The 17030-nt window shown below is 71.8% G+C and carries 20 protein-coding genes; 10 read left to right on the top strand and 10 right to left on the bottom strand.

Annotated features, from left to right (window positions below; genetic code table 11):
- The first annotated feature begins 67 nt into the window (after positions 1-67).
- The 6 genes from UK12_RS15460 to UK12_RS15435 all read left to right on the top strand — a co-directional run bounded on the left by UK12_RS15460 (position 68) and on the right by UK12_RS15435 (position 5201).
- Positions 68-673: a GNAT family N-acetyltransferase gene (locus UK12_RS15460; protein ID WP_045303537.1), complete on the top strand. Its 606-nt coding sequence runs from the start codon at positions 68-70 to the stop codon at positions 671-673.
- A gap of 257 nt (positions 674-930) precedes the next feature.
- Positions 931-1242: a hypothetical protein gene (locus UK12_RS15455; RefSeq protein WP_045303536.1), complete on the top strand. Its 312-nt coding sequence runs from the start codon at positions 931-933 to the stop codon at positions 1240-1242.
- A gap of 6 nt (positions 1243-1248) precedes the next feature.
- Positions 1249-2478, top strand: a complete 1230-nt coding sequence (locus UK12_RS15450; RefSeq protein WP_045303535.1) for a glutathionylspermidine synthase family protein — start codon at positions 1249-1251, stop codon at positions 2476-2478.
- Positions 2479-2750: 272 nt separating this feature from the next.
- A complete protein-coding gene (locus UK12_RS15445) occupies positions 2751-3017 on the top strand; it encodes a DUF6959 family protein (RefSeq protein ID WP_045303534.1) in 267 nt (88 codons plus the stop codon).
- Positions 3018-3070: 53 nt separating this feature from the next.
- Positions 3071-3400: a hypothetical protein gene (locus UK12_RS15440; protein WP_063838271.1), complete on the top strand. Its 330-nt coding sequence runs from the start codon at positions 3071-3073 to the stop codon at positions 3398-3400.
- Positions 3369-5201 carry an NHL domain-containing thioredoxin family protein gene (locus UK12_RS15435; RefSeq protein ID WP_045303533.1) on the top strand — a complete coding sequence of 611 codons (1833 nt, stop codon included), beginning with the start codon at positions 3369-3371 and terminating at the stop codon, positions 5199-5201. Before UK12_RS15440 ends, UK12_RS15435 begins: the two co-directional genes overlap by 32 nt.
- A 237-nt stretch (positions 5202-5438) precedes the next feature.
- On the opposite strand, the gene UK12_RS15430 is transcribed toward UK12_RS15435, so the two are convergent.
- The gene (locus tag UK12_RS15430) at positions 5439-6734 is read right to left on the bottom strand and encodes a M18 family aminopeptidase (protein ID WP_045303532.1); all 1296 of its coding nucleotides are present in this window, start codon (positions 6732-6734) and stop codon (positions 5439-5441) included.
- Between the two features lie 317 nt (positions 6735-7051).
- Complete coding sequence (locus UK12_RS15425) at positions 7052-8881, bottom strand: acyl-CoA dehydrogenase (RefSeq protein ID WP_045303531.1); 1830 nt, start codon at positions 8879-8881, stop codon at positions 7052-7054.
- Between the two features lie 239 nt (positions 8882-9120).
- On the opposite strand from UK12_RS15425, the gene UK12_RS15420 reads away from it, so the two are divergent.
- Complete coding sequence (locus UK12_RS15420; protein WP_045303530.1) at positions 9121-9624, top strand: SseB family protein; 504 nt, start codon at positions 9121-9123, stop codon at positions 9622-9624.
- A gap of 167 nt (positions 9625-9791) precedes the next feature.
- Positions 9792-10742 carry a pirin family protein gene (locus UK12_RS15415; RefSeq protein WP_045303529.1) on the top strand — a complete coding sequence of 317 codons (951 nt, stop codon included), beginning with the start codon at positions 9792-9794 and terminating at the stop codon, positions 10740-10742.
- 46 nt (positions 10743-10788) lie between these two features.
- Here the strand turns inward: UK12_RS15415 and UK12_RS41290 are convergent, their stop codons facing one another.
- From UK12_RS41290 to UK12_RS15405, 3 genes are all read right to left on the bottom strand, one after another.
- Positions 10789-10941 carry a phospholipase domain-containing protein gene (locus tag UK12_RS41290; RefSeq protein WP_082119644.1) on the bottom strand — a complete coding sequence of 51 codons (153 nt, stop codon included), beginning with the start codon at positions 10939-10941 and terminating at the stop codon, positions 10789-10791.
- Positions 10881-11918, bottom strand: coding sequence for an alkaline phosphatase family protein (locus UK12_RS15410; protein WP_052681904.1), 1038 nt, complete (start codon positions 11916-11918; stop codon positions 10881-10883). Before UK12_RS15410 ends, UK12_RS41290 begins: the two co-directional genes overlap by 61 nt.
- A gap of 179 nt (positions 11919-12097) precedes the next feature.
- On the bottom strand, positions 12098-12919 hold the full coding sequence (locus UK12_RS15405; protein WP_045303557.1) for a protein phosphatase 2C domain-containing protein: 822 nt from the start codon (positions 12917-12919) through the stop codon (positions 12098-12100).
- Between the two features lie 113 nt (positions 12920-13032).
- Here UK12_RS15405 and UK12_RS41285 point away from each other — a divergent pair, with 113 nt between their 5' ends.
- Together UK12_RS41285 and UK12_RS15400 are read left to right on the top strand one after the other, a co-directional pair.
- Positions 13033-13188 (top strand): hypothetical protein, encoded by a 156-nt coding sequence (locus UK12_RS41285; protein ID WP_197084883.1) that lies wholly within the window; start codon positions 13033-13035, stop codon positions 13186-13188.
- Positions 13189-13278: 90 nt separating this feature from the next.
- Entirely contained in the window at positions 13279-13503 is a 225-nt protein-coding gene (locus tag UK12_RS15400; protein ID WP_045303528.1) for a DUF5302 domain-containing protein, read from the top strand.
- Positions 13504-13586: 83 nt separating this feature from the next.
- On the opposite strand, the gene UK12_RS15395 is transcribed toward UK12_RS15400, so the two are convergent.
- Genes UK12_RS15395 through UK12_RS39740 form a run of 5 tightly spaced genes read right to left on the bottom strand, consistent with a single transcriptional unit; the run spans position 13587 to position 17000 of the window.
- Positions 13587-14927 (bottom strand): amidase, encoded by a 1341-nt coding sequence (locus UK12_RS15395; RefSeq protein WP_045303527.1) that lies wholly within the window; start codon positions 14925-14927, stop codon positions 13587-13589.
- A 24-nt stretch (positions 14928-14951) separates the two neighbouring features.
- Complete coding sequence (locus UK12_RS15390) at positions 14952-15200, bottom strand: hypothetical protein (protein ID WP_045303556.1); 249 nt, start codon at positions 15198-15200, stop codon at positions 14952-14954.
- A 42-nt stretch (positions 15201-15242) separates the two neighbouring features.
- Positions 15243-15809, bottom strand: coding sequence for a hypothetical protein (locus UK12_RS15385; RefSeq protein WP_331386652.1), 567 nt, complete (start codon positions 15807-15809; stop codon positions 15243-15245).
- Positions 15751-15948 (bottom strand): helix-turn-helix domain-containing protein, encoded by a 198-nt coding sequence (locus UK12_RS38040; RefSeq protein WP_082119646.1) that lies wholly within the window; start codon positions 15946-15948, stop codon positions 15751-15753. The genes UK12_RS15385 and UK12_RS38040 overlap by 59 nt, the downstream gene beginning before the upstream one ends.
- Positions 15945-17000 carry an AMP-binding protein gene (locus UK12_RS39740; protein WP_045303526.1) on the bottom strand — a complete coding sequence of 352 codons (1056 nt, stop codon included), beginning with the start codon at positions 16998-17000 and terminating at the stop codon, positions 15945-15947. Before UK12_RS39740 ends, UK12_RS38040 begins: the two co-directional genes overlap by 4 nt.
- Between the last annotated feature and the right edge of the window lie 30 nt (positions 17001-17030).

Raw genomic sequence — 17030 nt, 5'->3', positions numbered from 1 at the left:
GTGGGAAGTTTTGAACTAGTGCGTAATTGCATTGCACCTAGTTCAACTTGGGGCTAGCGTGGCGCCCATGACCGCGAAGCCGCCCGCCCCCGTCACCCTCACCGGCACCCACGTCCGCCTGGAGCCCTTCGACCCGGCCCACCTGGCCGACCTCTTCGAGGCCGCCGGCCGGGACGAGGAGGTCTGGCGGTGGGTCCCGGTGGCCGTGCCGCAGAGCGAGCAGCAGCTCGCCGACCTCGTCCGCTCCTGGCAGGCCAAGGGGTTCCTGCCCTTCGCCGTGATCGGCCGGCAGACCGGCCGCGTCATCGGACTGACCTGCTACCTGGACGTCAGCGTCCAGGACGAGCGGCTGGAGATCGGCGGCACCTTCTACGCCCGCTCGGTCTGGCGCACCGCGGTCAACACGGAGTCCAAGCTGCTGCTGCTCACCCATGCCTTCGAGGAGCTCGGCATGGGCCGGGTCTGCTGGAAGACCGACCGCCTCAACGAGCGCTCGCAGAACGCCATCCGCCGTCTCGGCGCCCAGTACGAGGGCACCCACCGGCGGGAGAAGCGCCGGGCGGACGGGACGTTCCGGGACACCGTGTACTTCTCGATGCTGCGCGAGGAGTGGCCGGCGGCGAAGCTCCGGCTGACCGAGCGCCTGGCAGCGGGCCAGCCGCCGACCGGCTGACCGGGCAACCGGCCAGGCGTGCCGCACCGCCGCCGGCCGGGCCGGCCGTACCTCGCGGACGATCCGGGTGCGCTTGCACTGCCCCTGCTCGTACGTCCGGAAGGCCGTCACCGTCGCTCCGCTCGCGAACGGTGCCCCGTCAGTCGATCTCCTCCGAGGGGCGGCCGGAGGGGCTCCGAAGACGGTCCGCGCCCGGGGCATCTCCCCGGGAGGATCCCTCGGGGCCGCCGTCACAGTCGCCGAGTAGCATCCCGGCTATGACGCAGTCCGATGCCGCACCCTCCGGCAGACGCCGCTCAGGCTTTGTCGCCCTGGGCATGGTCGGCACGCTCGCGCTGGCACTGACCAGCTGCTCGTCCGGCAGCAACCCACCGCGGCGCTGCGTGGACCCGGGCACCCTCAAGGTCCTGGACAACCACTCCTGCACCGACAGCAAGTCCACCGGCCGCTGGTACTACTGCGGCTCGGGCTCGCTGACCGCCGCCGGCGGCACGTTCGACAAGGCCGCCACCAAGCGCGGCGGCTTCGGGTGCCCCAAGGGCTCCACCACCGGCACGGGCGGGGGCTGACCGGCCGTGCGCCGCCGCACCATCGAACCGCGGCCCGGCTGGCAGCAGACCGTGGAGAGCCAGGGCCTGCTCTACGCCGTCTGCGACGACCCCCGTACCCCCGGCGCGGAGTACGCCTACTGGGACGAGAGCGCGTACTACGAGTTCTCGCTGCCCGAGGTCGAGCAGCTGGAGGAGGTGGTCGAGGAGCTGCACGAGCTCTGCCTGGCGGCCGCCGACCACGTGGTGCGCGAGCGCCGGTTCGCCGAGTACGGCATCACCGACCCCCGGCTGGCCGAGGTCGTCGCCGAGTCCTGGCGGCGGCGCGCGGAACAGCCGTCCGTGTACGGGCGGTTCGACCTCGCGTACGACGGGAGCGGCCCGGCCAAGCTCTTCGAGTACAACGCCGACACCCCGACCTCGCTGATCGAGGCGGCCGGCCCGCAGTGGTTCTGGATGGAGGAGCGCTTCCCCGGCGCCGACCAGTGGAACTCGCTGCACGAGCGGCTGGTCGACGCCTGGTCCCGGCAGAAGCACCTGCTGCCGCCCGGCCCGGTGCACTTCGCGCACTCGCGCGGGGACACCGAGGGCGAGGACTGGATGACCACCCTCTACCTCCAGGAGACCGCCGAGCAGGCCGGGCTGGCGACGGTCGGCATCGCGGTGGAGGACATCGGCTGGGACGGGCTCTCCGGCCGCTTCGTGGACCTGGAGCAGCGCTACATCCGGTCCGTCTTCAAGCTCTACCCGTGGGAGTGGCTGACCGAGGACGAGTTCGGCGAGCAGCTGCTCAGCGGGATGGACCAGGGCGGCGGCACCGGGAACACGCTGTGGATCGAACCCGCCTGGAAGATGCTGCTCTCCAACAAGGCCCTGCTCTCGGTGCTGTGGGAGCTCTTCCCCGGCCACCCCAACCTGCTGCCCGCCTACCTCGACGGCCCGCGCGAGCTGGCCGAGCCCGGCGGCCCCGGCTACGCGGCGAAGCCGCTGCTCGGCCGCGAGGGCGCGGGCGTGCGGATCGTCGCCCCGGACGGCTCGCAGAGCCGCCTGGCGGACTGGGCCGGCGACCCGGACCGCTACGGTGCCGAGGGGCACTGCTACCAACAGCTCTGCCCACTAACGGAGTTCGACGGCAACCGCCCCGTACTCGGCGCCTGGGTGGTCGACGGCGAGGCCGCCGGCCTGGGCATCCGCGAAACCGAGGACAGCCTGATCACCCACCAGGGCGCCCGCTTCCTGCCCCACATCATCGTCTGACCTCCGCCACCCGGCCGGGCTTCTCGTGCTCGCGAGCGCGCCCTTGGACCCGCCGGCAAGGGCGGACGGCCGAGCACCAGCGCAGGGAACCGACCCTCGCCGACCTCCGGGACAAGATCACTGTCCTGGACTTCTGGATGTTCTGACACTGAACTTGGCTACCTGCAAGGCGAGTTGTGCAGGGTCTGACCCAGCGCAGCTGATGCTGGAGCGAGCTGTTCAGGGCCGGGAAATGATCAGCGCCGCGATGCGCGGCCTGCCAGGATCTCCGCATGGAACGTATCGACGCCGAACTCTTCGACGCGGGTGGCAATGACGCCATCGTCCGGCTCCCGGGACGCCGATTTCCGGGAGTTCTGATCCAGGGCGACTCGCTGATGATCCTCCGTGAGAGCTTGGCGGAGGTCCAGGAACTCTGCGTGAACGGGGAGACAGCCGACGCCTTGGAGGCGCTCGCCTACACCTTGGAAGAGCTCGATGGGCGTCTTGAGCGGTACAGAGTTGCCTGTGCGGCACATGGAATGAACGTCCCATGGTGATCAACCAACCCGGTCGTCGGTGAGGTCGTGTGTTCGCAGAGGGAGCAGACACCATGTTCGAGAACGTCGCCGGGCTCCAGCCCGAGGTCGCTGCGCGGTGGACCGCGCTGGTCGAAGAGTGCCGACCCGTACTCATGAGAGACGGCATGGAGGTGGTGCAAGCCCTGCTGGTCGAGCGAGGGATGAGCATCGTTCCGGCAGTCGCCATCACCAAGGCCCTGCTCGGATGGGCGGACACCCCGCTACTGGCCGCCCGGGAGATCGTGGAGACCAGCGCCGCCCGCATGCCGGTCCACCGAACCGAGACGCCCGCCCGGAATGCGGACACCCGTGGTGCGGTTGGATGTGGGCATGGCTTCTCGTGCACGCGTACGCGCCCCTGAACTCGTCGGCAAGGGCGGATGGCTCAACACCGGCGGCAGGGAACTGACCCTCGCCGACCTCCGGGGCAAGATCACCGTCCTGGACTTCTGGACGTTCTGCTGCATCAACTGCCTCCACGTCCTCGACGAGCTGAGGGAGTTGGAGGAGCAGCACCGCGACACCGTGGTGATCGTCGGTGTGCACTCGCCCAAGTTCGTGCACGAGGCCGACCACCAGGCCGTCCTCGACGCCGTCGCGCGTTACGAGGTGCACCACCCGGTGCTGGACGACCCGGAGCTGGCGACCTGGAAGCAGTACGCCGTCCGGGCCTGGCCGACGCTGGTGGTGATCGACCCCGAGGGGTACGTGGTCGCACAGCACGCGGGCGAGGGGCATGCGCACGCGATCGCCAAGCTGGTCGCGGAGCTGGAGGCCGAGCACGAGGCCAAGGGCACGCTGCGGCGCGGCGACGGCCCGTACGTGGCGCCCGAGCCGGAGGCGGGCGACCTGCGCTTCCCCGGAAAGGCCGTCCGGCTGCCCGGCGGCACCTTCCTGGTCGCCGACTCCGGCCACCACTCGCTGGTCGAGCTCGCCGAGGACGGCGAGAGCGTGCTCCGGCGGATCGGCGACGGCGAGCGCGGCCTGGTGGACGGCACCGCGCCCAGGTTCAGCGAGCCGCAGGGTCTGGCGCTCGTCCCGGCCGACCTGGGCCTGGACTACGACGTGATCGTCGCCGACACGGTGAACCACGCGCTGCGCGGCGTACGGCTGGCCGACGGCGGTGTCACCACGCTGGCGGGCACCGGACGGCAGTGGTGGCAGGGCTCGCCGACCGAGGGCCCGGCTCGCGAGGTGGACCTCTCCTCGCCGTGGGACGTCGCGTACTTCGACGGCCGGTTCTGGCTCGCGATGGCCGGGGTGCACCAGCTGTGGGCGTACGACCCGGTGGCGGACACCGTCGGGGTCGCCGCCGGGACCACCAACGAGGGCCTGGTGGACGGCCCGGTGGCCGAGGCGTGGTTCGCCCAGCCGTCCGGGCTCGCGGTCTCGGCCGACGGCGAGCGGCTCTGGGTGGCCGACTCGGAGACGTCGGCGGTGCGCTGGGTTTCACGTGAAACCGAAACCGGGCCCGCGACCGTGCACACCGCCGTCGGTACCGGCCTGTTCGACTTCGGGCACCGCGACGGTGCCGCCGACCAGGCACTGCTGCAGCATCCGCTCGGGGTGACCGTGCTGCCCGACGGCTCGGTGGCGATCGCCGACACCTATAACCACGCGCTGCGCCGGTACGAGCCGGTGAGCGGCGAGGTCAGCACGCTCGCCACCGACCTGCGCGAGCCCTCGGGCGCGGTGCTGGTGGACGACGACATCGTGGTGGTCGAGTCGGCCCGGCACCGGCTGACCCGGCTGCGGCTGCCCGAGGAAGCCGTCCAGGTCGAGTCGGTCGCGCACCGCACCCAGCGGGCGGCCACCGAGGTCGCCCCGGGCAAGCTCCGGCTGGACGTGGTCTTCTCCGCGCCCACCGGCCAGAAGCTGGACGAGCGCTACGGCCCGTCCACCCGGCTGCTGGTCAGCTCGACCCCGCCCGAGCTGCTGGTCTCCGGTGCCGGTGCGGACAGCGCGCTCTCCCGTGAGCTCGTGCTCTCCGCCGAGGTGGCCGAGGGCGTGCTGCACGTCTCGGCGATGGCCGCCTCCTGCGACGACGACCCGGAGATCGAGTTCCCCGCCTGCCACGTCCACCAGCAGGACTGGGGCGTCCCGGTGAAGCTCACCGCCGACGGGGCCACCCGCCTCCCGCTCGTCCTGGCGGGCCTGGAGTAACCCGCCGCAGGCCCCGGCAGCAGTCGGGCATGCCGTTAGGGGCACGGGGAACTGCGCGCAGCGGAAGGCATCGACATGCTGCCGGGCCCGGTCGGCCGGTTGCACCCCGAGGCCCTCGGTGGGGCGGTGCAACCTGGCCACCGGAGATCGGTGCGGCCCGGTGCCTTCCGTCTCGCGCAGTTCCCCGCGCCCCTGACCGGCTCACCCTTGCCCCTGGAAGGGCGCAGTCGGGAGGCGTCAGCCCTCCAGGAAGGCCTTGATGGCGCTCGCCAGCAGGAACGGGTCGTCCGCGCCGCACAGCTCGCGGGCCGAGTGCATGGAGAGCGCGGCGATCCCGCAGTCCACGGTGGTGATGCCGAGCCGGGCCGCGGTGATCGGGCCGATCGTCGTGCCGCAGGGCATGGCGTTGTTGGAGACGAAGGTCTGCCACGGCACACCGGCCTTCTCGCAGGCGGCGGCGAACACCGCCCGGCCGACCGCGTCGGTGGCGTACCGGTTGTTGACGTTGACCTTGAGGATCGGCCCGCCGTTGGGCATCGGGTGGTGCCCCGGCTCGTGCCGCTCGCTGTAGTTGGGGTGGACGGCGTGGCCCATGTCGGAGGAGAGGCAGACGGTGCCGGCCAGCGCCCGGGCGCGGTCCTCGGGGGTGCCGCCGCGCGCGTACACGCTGCGGTCCAGCACGTTGCCGAGCAGCGGGCTCTGCGCGCCGGTGTCGGACTCGCTGCCGGTCTCCTCGTGGTCGAAGGCGGCCAGCACCGGGATGTACGGCAGCTCGGCGCCCGCGACCGCGGCCAGCGCGGCCGTCGCGGCGTGCACCGACAGCAGGTTGTCCAGCCGGGGGCCGGCCAGCAGCTCGCGGTCCTTGCCCAGGTAGGACGGCGGCTGCACGTCGTGGGTCATCAAGTCCCAGCCGACGACGTCCGCCGCGGCCACCCCGGCCCGCTCCGCGACGAACTCGATCAGCGACCCCTCGGTGACCGCACCGAGCCCCCAGATCGGCGTGAGGTGGCGCTGCTTGTCCAGCTTGAGGCCCTCGTTGACCTGCCGGTCCAGGTGGATCGCCAACTGCGGTACCCGCAGCAGCGGTTCGTCGATCTGGACCAGGACGGCGCTGCCGTCCCGCAGCGCGAGCCGCCCGGACAGGCCGAGGTCGCGGTCCAGCCAGGTGTTCAGCGGAACCCCGCCGTAGATCTCCACGGCGACCTGCCGCCAGCCGGCCGAGCCGGTGTCCGGCAGCGGCTTGACCCGCAGGTTCGGCGAGTCGGTGTGCGTGCCGACCACGCGGAACGGCGTCTCGGGGCCGACACCCTCGGGCACGTACCAGGCGATCAGCGCGCCGCCCCTGATGAGGTACCGGCCGCCGGCCGCCGCGTCCCAGGCGTCGGTCTCCTGGACCCGGCGGAACCCGGCCTTCTCCAGCCGCTCCGCAGCGCTGGCCACGGCGTGGAACGGCGACGGCGAAGAGCTCAGGTAGGCGATCAGGTCGTCGGTGTGCGTTCGGTCGAAGGCGGCCTGACGGGCGGCGGTTGACATGCTGCTCCTGAGTCGAGGGAGGGCGGAAGCCGGATGGGGGACCGGCTTCGCCCTTGAGCATATGCCCGTACACGGACACGGCACGGAGAACCCGGGAAGAGTGACGGAATGGTGAAGGTCGACGGCCTCCGGTGCGGACCGGCCGCAGCGCGACGACAGCCCGGCAGCCGCTCGGCGGCGGGCCGCAGCACCGCCGGGGCGCGCGGACTACCGGGCTGACGTGGGAAGTTGCCGGACGGCGAAATGCTGCGGGGCCCGGCGCAGTACGACCGGGCCCCGCAGCGTGAGGGTGTGTCAGGCAGTCACCTGGGCCTTCCTCAGAAGGACTCCTCCGCGAGCTCCATGATCTCGTTGTCGACGCCCTCGGCGACCTGGCGCTGGGCGGCGACGGTCGGCAGGATGTTGCGGGCGAAGAAGCGGGCGGACGCGACCTTGCCCTGGTAGAAGGCCACGTCCTTGCCGGAGGCGCCGGCCTCCAGCTTGGCCTGTGCGACGACGGCCTGGCGGAGCAGCAGCCAGCCGATCACGACGTCGCCGGAGACCATCAGCAGGCGGGTGGCGTTGAGGCCCACCGTGTACATGTTCTTGACGTCCTGCTCGACCGAGGAGAGGTCGGCGAGCATCTTGCCGACGATCGCCTCCAGGTCGCCGGCGGCCTTGGCCAGGTGCTCGCGCTCGGTGGCCAGCGCGTCGCCGCCCTCGCCCGCGCCGAGGAACTTCTGGATCTGCTCGGAGACCGAGGTCAGCGCCTGGCCGCCGTCCTTGACGATCTTGCGGAAGAAGAAGTCCAGGCCCTGGATCGCCGTGGTGCCCTCGTAGAGGGTGTCGATCTTGGCGTCCCGGATGTACTGCTCGATCGGGTACTCCTGCAGGTAGCCGGAGCCACCGAAGGTCTGCAGGGACTGGGCGAGCTGCTCGTAGGACTTCTCGGAGCCGTAGCCCTTGACGATCGGCAGCAGCAGGTCGTTCAGGCGCTCGGCGGCCTCGTCGCCCTCGCCGCGCAGGCGGGCGGCGATCATGTCGTCCTGGACCGAGGCGGTGTAGAGGACCAGGGCGCGCATGCCCTCCGCGTACGCCTTCTGGGTCATCAGCGAGCGGCGCACGTCCGGGTGGTTGGTGATGGTGACGCGCGGGGCGGCCTTGTCCAGGAAGTTGGAGATGTCCGCACCCTGCACGCGCTCCTTGGCGTACTCCAGGGCGTTGAGGTAGCCGGTGGAGAGGGTGGCGATGGCCTTCGTACCGACCATCATCCGGGCGAACTCGATGATCTTGAACATCTGGCGGATGCCGTCGACGGTCTCGCCGAGCAGCCAGCCCTTGGCCGGGTGCTTGGCGCCGAAGGTCATCTCGCAGGTGTTGGAGGCCTTGAGGCCCATCTTGTGCTCGACGTTGGTGGCGTAGACGCCGTTGCGCTCGCCGAGCTCGCCGGTCTCCCAGTCGAAGTCGAACTTCGGCACGATGTAGAGCCCGAGGCCCTTGGTGCCCGGCTTGCCGCCCTCGGGGCGGGCCAGCACCAGGTGGATGATGTTGTCGGACATGTCGTGCTCGCCCGAGGTGATGAAGCGCTTCACACCCTCGATGTGCCAGGAGCCGTCCTCCTGCTTGACGGCCTTGGTGCGGCCGGCGCCGACGTCCGAGCCCGCGTCCGGCTCGGTCAGCACCATGGTGGCGCCCCAGAGGCCGTCGATCATGCGCTGGGCGACCTTCTTCTGCTCCTCGGTGCCCTCGTCGAAGACGACGCCGGCGAAGGCCGGACCGGAGGAGTACATCCAGATCGCCGGGTTGGAGCCGAGGATCTGCTCGGCGTAGGCCCAGATGAGGGAGGACGGGGTGACCTGGCCGCCGATCTCCTCCGGGATGCCCAGGCGCCACCACTCGGCGTCCATGTACGCCTGGTAGCTCTTCTTGAAGGAGGCCGGGATCGGCGCGGTGTTGGTCTCGGGGTCGAAGACCGGCGGGTTGCGGTCGGTGTCGACGAACGACGCGGCGAGGTCGTTCTCGGCGAGGCGCGAGATCTCGCTCAGGATGTTCTTCGCGGTGTCGACGTCCATGTCGGCGAACGGACCGGTGCCGTACACCTGGTCGCGGCCGAACACCTCGAAGAGGTTGAACTCCACGTCCCGCAGGTTGGACTTGTAGTGACCCATGGCCGTTTTCTCCGGTTCGTCGCTTCCGGGGTCCGCCGCTACGAGCGCCCCACTTACCCGCCAGTAGAGCTCATGATGCTACCGGTTGGTAACTTGTTCAAGCCCCCCGCGGCCTCTTCCGCTGCGAAAGTCCTATGAACGTGGTCACGTCCCACCGCCGCACCCCACAACCCGATGCCATCACGAGTTGTCCGGATCGGCCGCCCCACGAGGACCCTTGATCCCGATAGCCTGTCCCCGTGTACGGCTACGACCAGAGCACCTACCAGGGCGACCCCTACCAGCAGGCGCAGCAGCAGGCGGGGATGAACGGCATGCCCGGCCCCGGCCCGTACGGGGAGCAGCAGCAGGCCACGCCCCAGCAGTCGCTCTACCCCGAGCCCTCGCCACCCTCGCTCGCGGACGCCGTCCGGGCCTTCACCACCGGATCGATGACCGTCGAGGACTTCCAGGCCATCTTCATCACCTCCAAGGTGCACTGCCCGCGCGGTGAGCGCCCCGGGTTCCTGGCGCTGCACAACACGCCCACCCCGGTGATCCCGATGTTCAGCTCGCTCAAGGAGCTGCGCCGCTACGCGGGCAAGGAGTCCAAGCACTTCAGCGTGACCGGCGCCGAGGTCCTCGACCTGCTGCCGACCGGGTACGGCTTCGCCCTCGACATGGAGGGCGAGCACCGGATGGTCTTCGACGCCAAGGCGGTCGAGCAGATGGTCGACTTCACCATGCGCCGGATGTACGGCTAGCCGCCGCCCCGCCCCGACCGGCCACCGCCGCCGCGCGGACGGCCGTCCGCCCGTTCCCCCCTTGCGGGGCGTGGCCACAACCCAATGGTTCAATTTTCAACTTGCTTCTAGTTGAGAATTGAACTAATCTCCTGGACGTAGGCCACAGAACCCCGAAGGAGGCCGACATGCCCGCCGTGACCGTCGAGAACCCGCTGACCCTCCCGCGCGTCGCCACCCCCGACCCCGCCGCGAACCCCGCTCGTCCGGTCCTCACGGTGGTCACCGCCCCCGAGGGCTACGAGGGCGAGGGCTTCCCCGTCCGCCGCGCCTTCGCCAAGATCAACACCAAGTACCTCGACCCGTTCATCATGATGGACCAGATGGGTGAGGTGGACTACGCGGCGGGCGAGCCCAAGGGCACCCCGTGGCACCCGCACCGCGGCTTCGAGACGGTGACCTACCTGATCGACGGCGAGTTCATCCACAAGGACTCGCACGGCGGCGGCGGCCACCTCGGCGGCGGCGACACCCAGTGGATGACGGCCGGCTCGGGCATCCTGCACATCGAGACCCCGCCGGAGTCCCTGGTGGCCACCGGTGGCCTGTTCCACGGCATCCAGCTCTGGGTCAACCTCCCGGCCGCCGACAAGATGACCTCCCCGCGCTACCAGGACATCCACGGCGGGCACGTCAAGCTGCTCACCACCCCGGACGGCGGCGCGGTGCTGCGCCTGATCGCGGGCGAGCTGGACGGCCACCGGGGGCCGGGCGTCACGCACACCCCGATCACCCTGCTGCACGCCACCGTCACCCCGGGCGCCCGGCTCACCATCCCCTGGCGCAAGGACTTCAACGCGCTGGCGTACGTCCTGAACGGCGACGGCACGGTGGGCGCCGAGGGCCGCCCGATCCGCTCCGGCCAGGCGGCGGTCTTCGGCGAGGGCGACACCCTCACCATCGGCGCCGACACCCGGCAGGAGTCCAGGCACCCCAACCTGGACGTGATCATCCTGGGCGGGCAGCCGATCCGCGAACCGGTCGCCTGGTACGGGCCGTTCGTGATGAACAGCCACCGCGAGCTGGAGCAGGCCATGCGGGACTTCCAGTCCGGCTCCTTCGGGCAGCCGACCGACTGACCCCGCACTCCGGGGGCCGGGACCGCGGTCCCGGCCCCCGGCCGCGTCACTGCGCCGGGTCGGTGATGCTGTCCGAACCGTTCTCCAGGTGCCCGGCCAGGCGGCGCAGGAAGCCGTCCGAGCTGTCGGCGGTGACGGTCAGGTCGTACCAGCCCTGCACGGTGGCGAAGGAGGCGCTGACGCTGCCGCCGGCCGGCACCGGGTAGGTCCACGGTCCGCCGGTGCCGTAGGCGTGAGGATGAACGCGGTCTGCGACCAGACCTGCCGGTTCGCCGCCAGCACCGACAGCAGCCGGGCGCTCAGGTCCTCCCCGGCGGCCGGCTTGTAGTTGGCGTGCTCGGAGAGCGCGGCCGGGGCGATGATCCAGGAGACCTGCGGCAGGGTGCCGTTGTCGATGTCCGCCTTGAACGCCGAGACCAGGTCGGGAACGGTGGCCATGCCCTTGTCGTGGAGCGCTGAACCGGGCTTCGCCTGCTTGAACTTGGCGAACCAGGCCAGGGCGTTGTCGTCGAAGTTGTCGCTCTGCTGGTAGACCTTCCAGCTGACCCCGGCGGCCTCCAGTCGCTCGGCGTACGTGGTCCAGCCGAACCCGGCGCTCGGCTCGGTGTTGTCGAGGACCGCGGACTGCCCGACCGACAGGCCGTTGGAACCGGTGAACAGGTGCAGCCGGTTGGGGTTGGTCTGGGTCAGCGTGGAGCAGAAGTAGTGGTCGCAGATGGTGAAGTTCTCGGCCAGCGCGTAGTAGAACGGCAGGTCGGCGCGGGTGAAGTAGCCCATGCCGAGCCCCGGGGTGCGGGCGGTGTTCCAGGCGTTGTACTTGCCGTTGTTCCAGATCGCGGTGTCCACCGGGTAGCTCATCGCGGGCGCGTCGGCGCAGATCGCGCTGGTGGTCGCGGTGTCCATGTGGAACGGCAGGATGTAGCCGTCGGAGTTCGAATACGGCTGGTAGAGCGCCGACTTGCCGCTCGCGAGCTTGATCGCGTTGCGGTCGCCGAAGCCCCGGACGCCCTTCATCGTGCCGTAGTAGTGGTCGAAGGCCCGGTTCTCCTGCATGAAGATCACGACGTGCTGGACGTCGTTGATCGTGCCGGAGACGGCCGGGGCGGCGAGCGCCTGCTGCAAGGACTCGGGGAGGACGGAGAGCGCGGTGCCGACGGCTGCGGCAGCACCGGCCATACCGATGAACGTGCGCCGTGAAACGGGGGTCACATGGGCCTCTCTTGGCCAGACAACTTTCCACGAGTTGGCTGGACAAGTCTGCTGAGCCACAGCAGCACTGAACCACCGTCGGGCAGTGAACGGCTCGGGGCCGATCGGTGACGGGCGCATGGCAGATCGCGCGCCCGCGGCTGCGGTCAGATCCGCGCGTACAGGGCCGAGGCGTCGTCGTGGGCCTTGCCCCGGGGCCAGCGCTCACAGCCGGCGTCGGCCCGCTCCACCGCGCGGACCCGGGCGATCAGCTCGGCGGGGCCCGACTCCGCGAGCAGCCGCAGCGCGTCCGACCAACTCCCGAGCCCGAAGCGATCGGTGAAGCGCGAGGCGCCGTCGGTCACGGCGGCCACCGCGTGCAGCGCGGACAGCCGGACGAACCCGGTCTCCGCCTGCGCGGCGGCCTTCGGGGTGGCGGCGGCGATCCACGGGCCGCGGCCGGTGTTCCTGGCGGCGCGGACCGCCAGCGCGTACCGCAGGTGCAGGGCCTTGCGCTCGACCGAGCCCGGGACGGTCGCCCAGACCTGGCGCCGCAGCTCCTCGCCGCCCGGGAAGCGCTGGTTGTCGCCGATCACCCGGGGCGGGCCGTCCTTGAGGTGCAGGATCAGCAGCGAGTCGCCGAGGACCAGGTACTCCAGCGAACTGCCGTGCAGGCGGGCGGCAACCACCATCGCAGCCGGGGTGTTCGGGTGGCCCAGGTCGCAGCGGCCGCCGTGCAGGGCCGCCGTCTCCACGATCGCGTCGGCGAGGCACTCGGCGATCGACCGGTCGGAGCGGTCGGTGAGCCGGGCGAGCAGGTGCACCCCGAGGCGGCGCACGTACCAGGAGGTTCCGTGCCGGCACCCCGACTCCATCCCGGCCGGCGAGCTGGAGCCGTCCAGCAGTACCAGCGCTTCGGGCGAGGCGGCGGCGAAGTCCTCGTTCTCCTGGCCCGGCCTCTGCGGTTCCCCCGCGAGCTCTACCTGCATGCCGCCAGTGTGGCGGGCGGGCGGGGCCCGGGACAGAGGACGGTCCATGATCCCTCGAAGGGGGCACGGGTGAGGCGGTGAATGACAAACCGGCAAATATGGACATACCGTCAATGCTGTCCACTGCCGCCGCCGACCATCGACCATGCCTGGAGCCCGCCGTGATGGTTCTTCAGTTCGTCATCCTCGTGATCGCCGCCATCGGCTTCCCGACCGCCGCGCTGCTCTTCCTGATCGGCGGGCCCAACTTCCGCCGGCCTCGCCGCTGACCTGCCCCGGCACGGATAATCAGGCCGTCGGAGCCCGTCCGGCATGGGATGGTGTGGCTTGCAGATCAGTTCTCGTCCAGGAGGTCACGCATGAGCAGCGACGCAGCCGAACCCGTCGAACCGCAGGCGCCGGAGGTCGCACCCGATGCCCCGGCCGACCCTGACGACGTGAAGGCCAAGTTCCTCGCCGCCCTCCAGCACAAGCACGGCGGCCGGGGCGGAGTCAGCGGCCCGGGTGCCGAGGGCTCGAAGATCCACGGCACCCACTCGGCGGCCGGCGGCAAGCGCAACTTCCGCCGCAAGAGCGGCGGCTGAGCACACCGCGGCAGCATCCTCAGGGGCGCGGGGCTCTGCCCCGCGCCCCTGAGGATGCCCGCGTCCCTGCGAATGCCCGCCCCCTACCGATGCCCGTGCTGCGCCGGAGTGCCGCGCAGCGCCGTCTCGACCTCCGCCGCCCAGACCAGCAGCCGCTCGTCCGCACTCTCCGCGCCGACCAGTTGCAGCCCCAGCGGCAGCCCGCCGGGTGCGTACCCGGCCGGGAGCGTGATCGCGGGCAGCCCCGCGTGACTCCACGGCAGCGACATGACCGCGTCCCCCGTGCTGCCCAGCCCGAGCGGCGCCGGACCGGTGGCCGCCGGGGTCACCCACAGGTCGACGGCCTGGACCGCCATGGTGTCGGCGATCCGCCGCCGCCAGGAACTCCGGGCCTGGAGCGCCGCCGCGTACGCCACCCCGTCGATCTCGTGCCCGCGCCGGATCGCCGCGGCCGTCTCGGGCCGGTAGAGCGCCGAGAAGCGGGGGAACAGCTCGGCGTGCACCCGGGCCAGTTCGTAGCCGTTGACGGTCCGGAAGATCCGCACCACGTCGTCGAAGTCGGGCAGCAGCGCCACCTCCCGGACCACCAGACCGCGCTCGCGCAGCGCGTCCAGCTGCCCGGCGAAGGCGGCCCGTGCGAGCGGCCCGGCCTGGTCGAGGTACGGGCCCACCGGGACGCCGAGGACGGGCGGCCCGGCCCCCTCCGCCGTCCCCGGCAACGCCCCCTCGGCCTCGGCCGGCCAGCCGTCGCACAGGACGGCCGCCGCCAGCGCCGCGCCCGCCACGTCGGTGGTGAAGGTGCCGATGGTGTCCAGGGTCGGCGCGTTGGCGAGCACCCCGCCGGTCGGGATCCGGCCGTAGGTCGGGCGGAAACCCACCACCCCGCAGTAGGCCGCCGGACGGATCACCGAACCGATCGTCTGGGTGCCGACGGCCAGTGGCACCAGGCCCGCCGCGACCGCCGCCGCCGAACCGCTGCTGGAGCCCCCGGGCGTGTGGCCCTGGTCGTGCGGATTCCTGGTCGGCCCCGGCGCGTCGATCGCGAACTCGGCGGTGACGGTCTTGCCCGCCACCAGCGCGCCCGCCGCCCGCAGCCGGTCCACCACCTCGGCCTGCGGCCCGGCGAGCACCCCCGGCGGCAGCACGGACCCGGCATGGGTGGCCAGCCCGTCCACCTGGATCACGTCCTTGACCCCGACCGGAACGCCGTACAGCGGAGGCCGCTCACGGGACCGGTAGCGGGACTCGACCGCGCGGGCCTCCGCGGCCAGCCGCCGGCGCCTGCCGGGCTCGGGTGTGAAGGCCCGGACGACGGGGTCGGTCCGGTCGATGCGGTCGCACAGCCGCTCGGCCTCGACGGCCGGGGCCGAGCCGCCGGCGCGCAGAGCGGCTGCCGCGGGCACCAGCGGGATCGGTGGCTCCATGGCTCCACGCTACGGGGCCCGGGGCTACTCCGGCTGCTCGCGCACCTCGTGCTCGGCTGGCAGGTACGGGGACTCGCGGAGGTGGAGCGCACCGCAGGTGTGGCAGGAGAGCGAGGGGTTGTCACTCCAGTGGGTGCTGTCCTTGCTCTCCGCCCCTGGGTCCAGCTCGCGCCCGCACATCGCCGTGGCCTCGCCCTCGGCCACGATGTGCCAGGTCTTCACGCCGTCCGGCCGACCGCCGGGACCGTACTCGGCTCGCATCAGATGCATCATGATCACCATGGTGCGAAGCCCTGCGGAACCGGGCAATGCGGGCTACGCCTTCGGAGGCACCAGGCTGCCGTGGACCCGCGGCCGGGCGATGCCGCCGTCCGGGTACTGCCGCAGGCGCAGGTGCGTCCAGCGTGAACGGTCCGCCACCGCAAAGCCGTTTGCGGCGTGGCCGCGCACCGGCGAACGCGGCACCAACGGGCGCCAGTCGGCCTCGGCGAGCTCCTCGGGGCCCGGGGTGCCGGGAAGTTCGGCGGCGTCGATGCTGACGTGCGGCGGGTAGTTGCCCCGGAAGTGCGCGGTGTCCACGATCACACCGTGCACAACTCCCGGCGCTCCCAGCCGGATCAGCGCCCGGTCGTGCTCGTCGCGGCCCGGGTGCGGGCGGGCGGCGCCGGTGCCGCGCCGACGCCGGGTCTCCCAACCGTCCATCAGCTGGCCCTTGTTGCCGAAGGTGTGCGGACGGAACTCGGGCCGCTCGGGCAGCAGCAGGTTCTCCCGCTCGGCGAACAGCTCGTCGCCGGCGGCCACCACCGAACCGCCGAGCCGGCGGTCAGCCAGGTCGACCAGATCGGTGAAGGCGGACTCGGCGCCGCGGTAGCATCGGTTCACCCAACTGGCGTGCGAGCGAGGCAAGTTGCCGGGACACCGCCGAGGGGGTCAACCGGAGCCGCTCGGCCGCCGCGGTCACGGTGCCGCACTCGTCCAACGCCTGCAGCACCCGGAGCCTGCGGAGATCCCAGTCGGTCATCCGGCCAGGGTACGGACCCGGCGCGGACGCGGCACGTCCTGCGGACGGCCGAGCGGCTCCGGCAGCTCCAGGACCCGGCCGGCCTCCCGACCACCCGCGCTCGACGCCTCGTTCGCAGCGCGGCGCAGGGAACCCGGCGGCAAGCTCCGCCCGGTGACGTACGCGCCCCGCGCGCCGGCCGGCCCGGCGGCGGCGTCGGCGCGGACCCATGCGGGATCGGCATGGATCTGGTGGCAGCCGAGGACGACGTCCCTGGTGTGGAAGTCGACCAAGCCGCCGATCCGGTCCAGCGGTTGCCGGTTGAAGGTCCGGCTGCTCCGGCCGAGGCCGCGGGCCCGAGCGGCGGCGGCGGCGCGGTCGAGCACCTCACGGTGGCTGAGCGGCACCGTCCCGGACCCGTCGGCACCGCCCGGGGCGGACAGCAGGACGGCGGGGTCGTCCGGGTCGGACCGGTGCCAGTCCTGGTCGGGAACGTTGGCGAGCAACCGCCGGGTGTCGCCGAGCCAGGCGTGACGCCAGCGCGGGTCGGCGGCGGCCTCGGGGGCGATCTCCTGGCAGCCGCCGGTGATCACGCGCGGAGCGCCGTGGGCCTGCCAGAGGCGGTGCAGCAGCTCGGCCGCTGCCGCGCCTCCCGCATCTGCCGCACCGCCGCCACCGGACGCACCACCACCGGACGCACCGCCACCGGACGCACCACCACCGGACGCACCACCGCCGGACGCACCGCCACCGGACGCACCGCCACCGGACGCGTCGATCGGCACTGCGACGCAGCCGCCGAGGAGGCAGGCCCAGTACGCGGCGAGGAGCTCGGGCTCCCGGGCGATCTGGAGGATGATCCGTTCCCCGGGCCGGACCCCTGCCGCCCGCAGACCGGCGAGCACCCGGGACGCCTCCATCAGCAACTGGAGGTAGGTCTGCCGCAGTTCGGTGCCGTCCGGGCGGATGAAGGTGAGGCCCTCCGGGTTCCCGATCCGCGATGCGCGGACCAGCGCCTCACCCAGGGTGCCGAGATCCGGTCTTACGAGCTCCGCGGTGGCGGTGTCGGTCATGGGCGCTCGCCTCTGGGTGTGGTGGTCGCG

Source organism: Saccharothrix sp. ST-888 (genome assembly GCF_000955975.1).
Lineage (GTDB): Bacteria > Actinomycetota > Actinomycetes > Streptomycetales > Streptomycetaceae > Kitasatospora.
The sequence above is the reverse complement of the archived record's forward strand: the minus strand, read 5'-3'. Positions and strand labels throughout refer to the sequence as shown.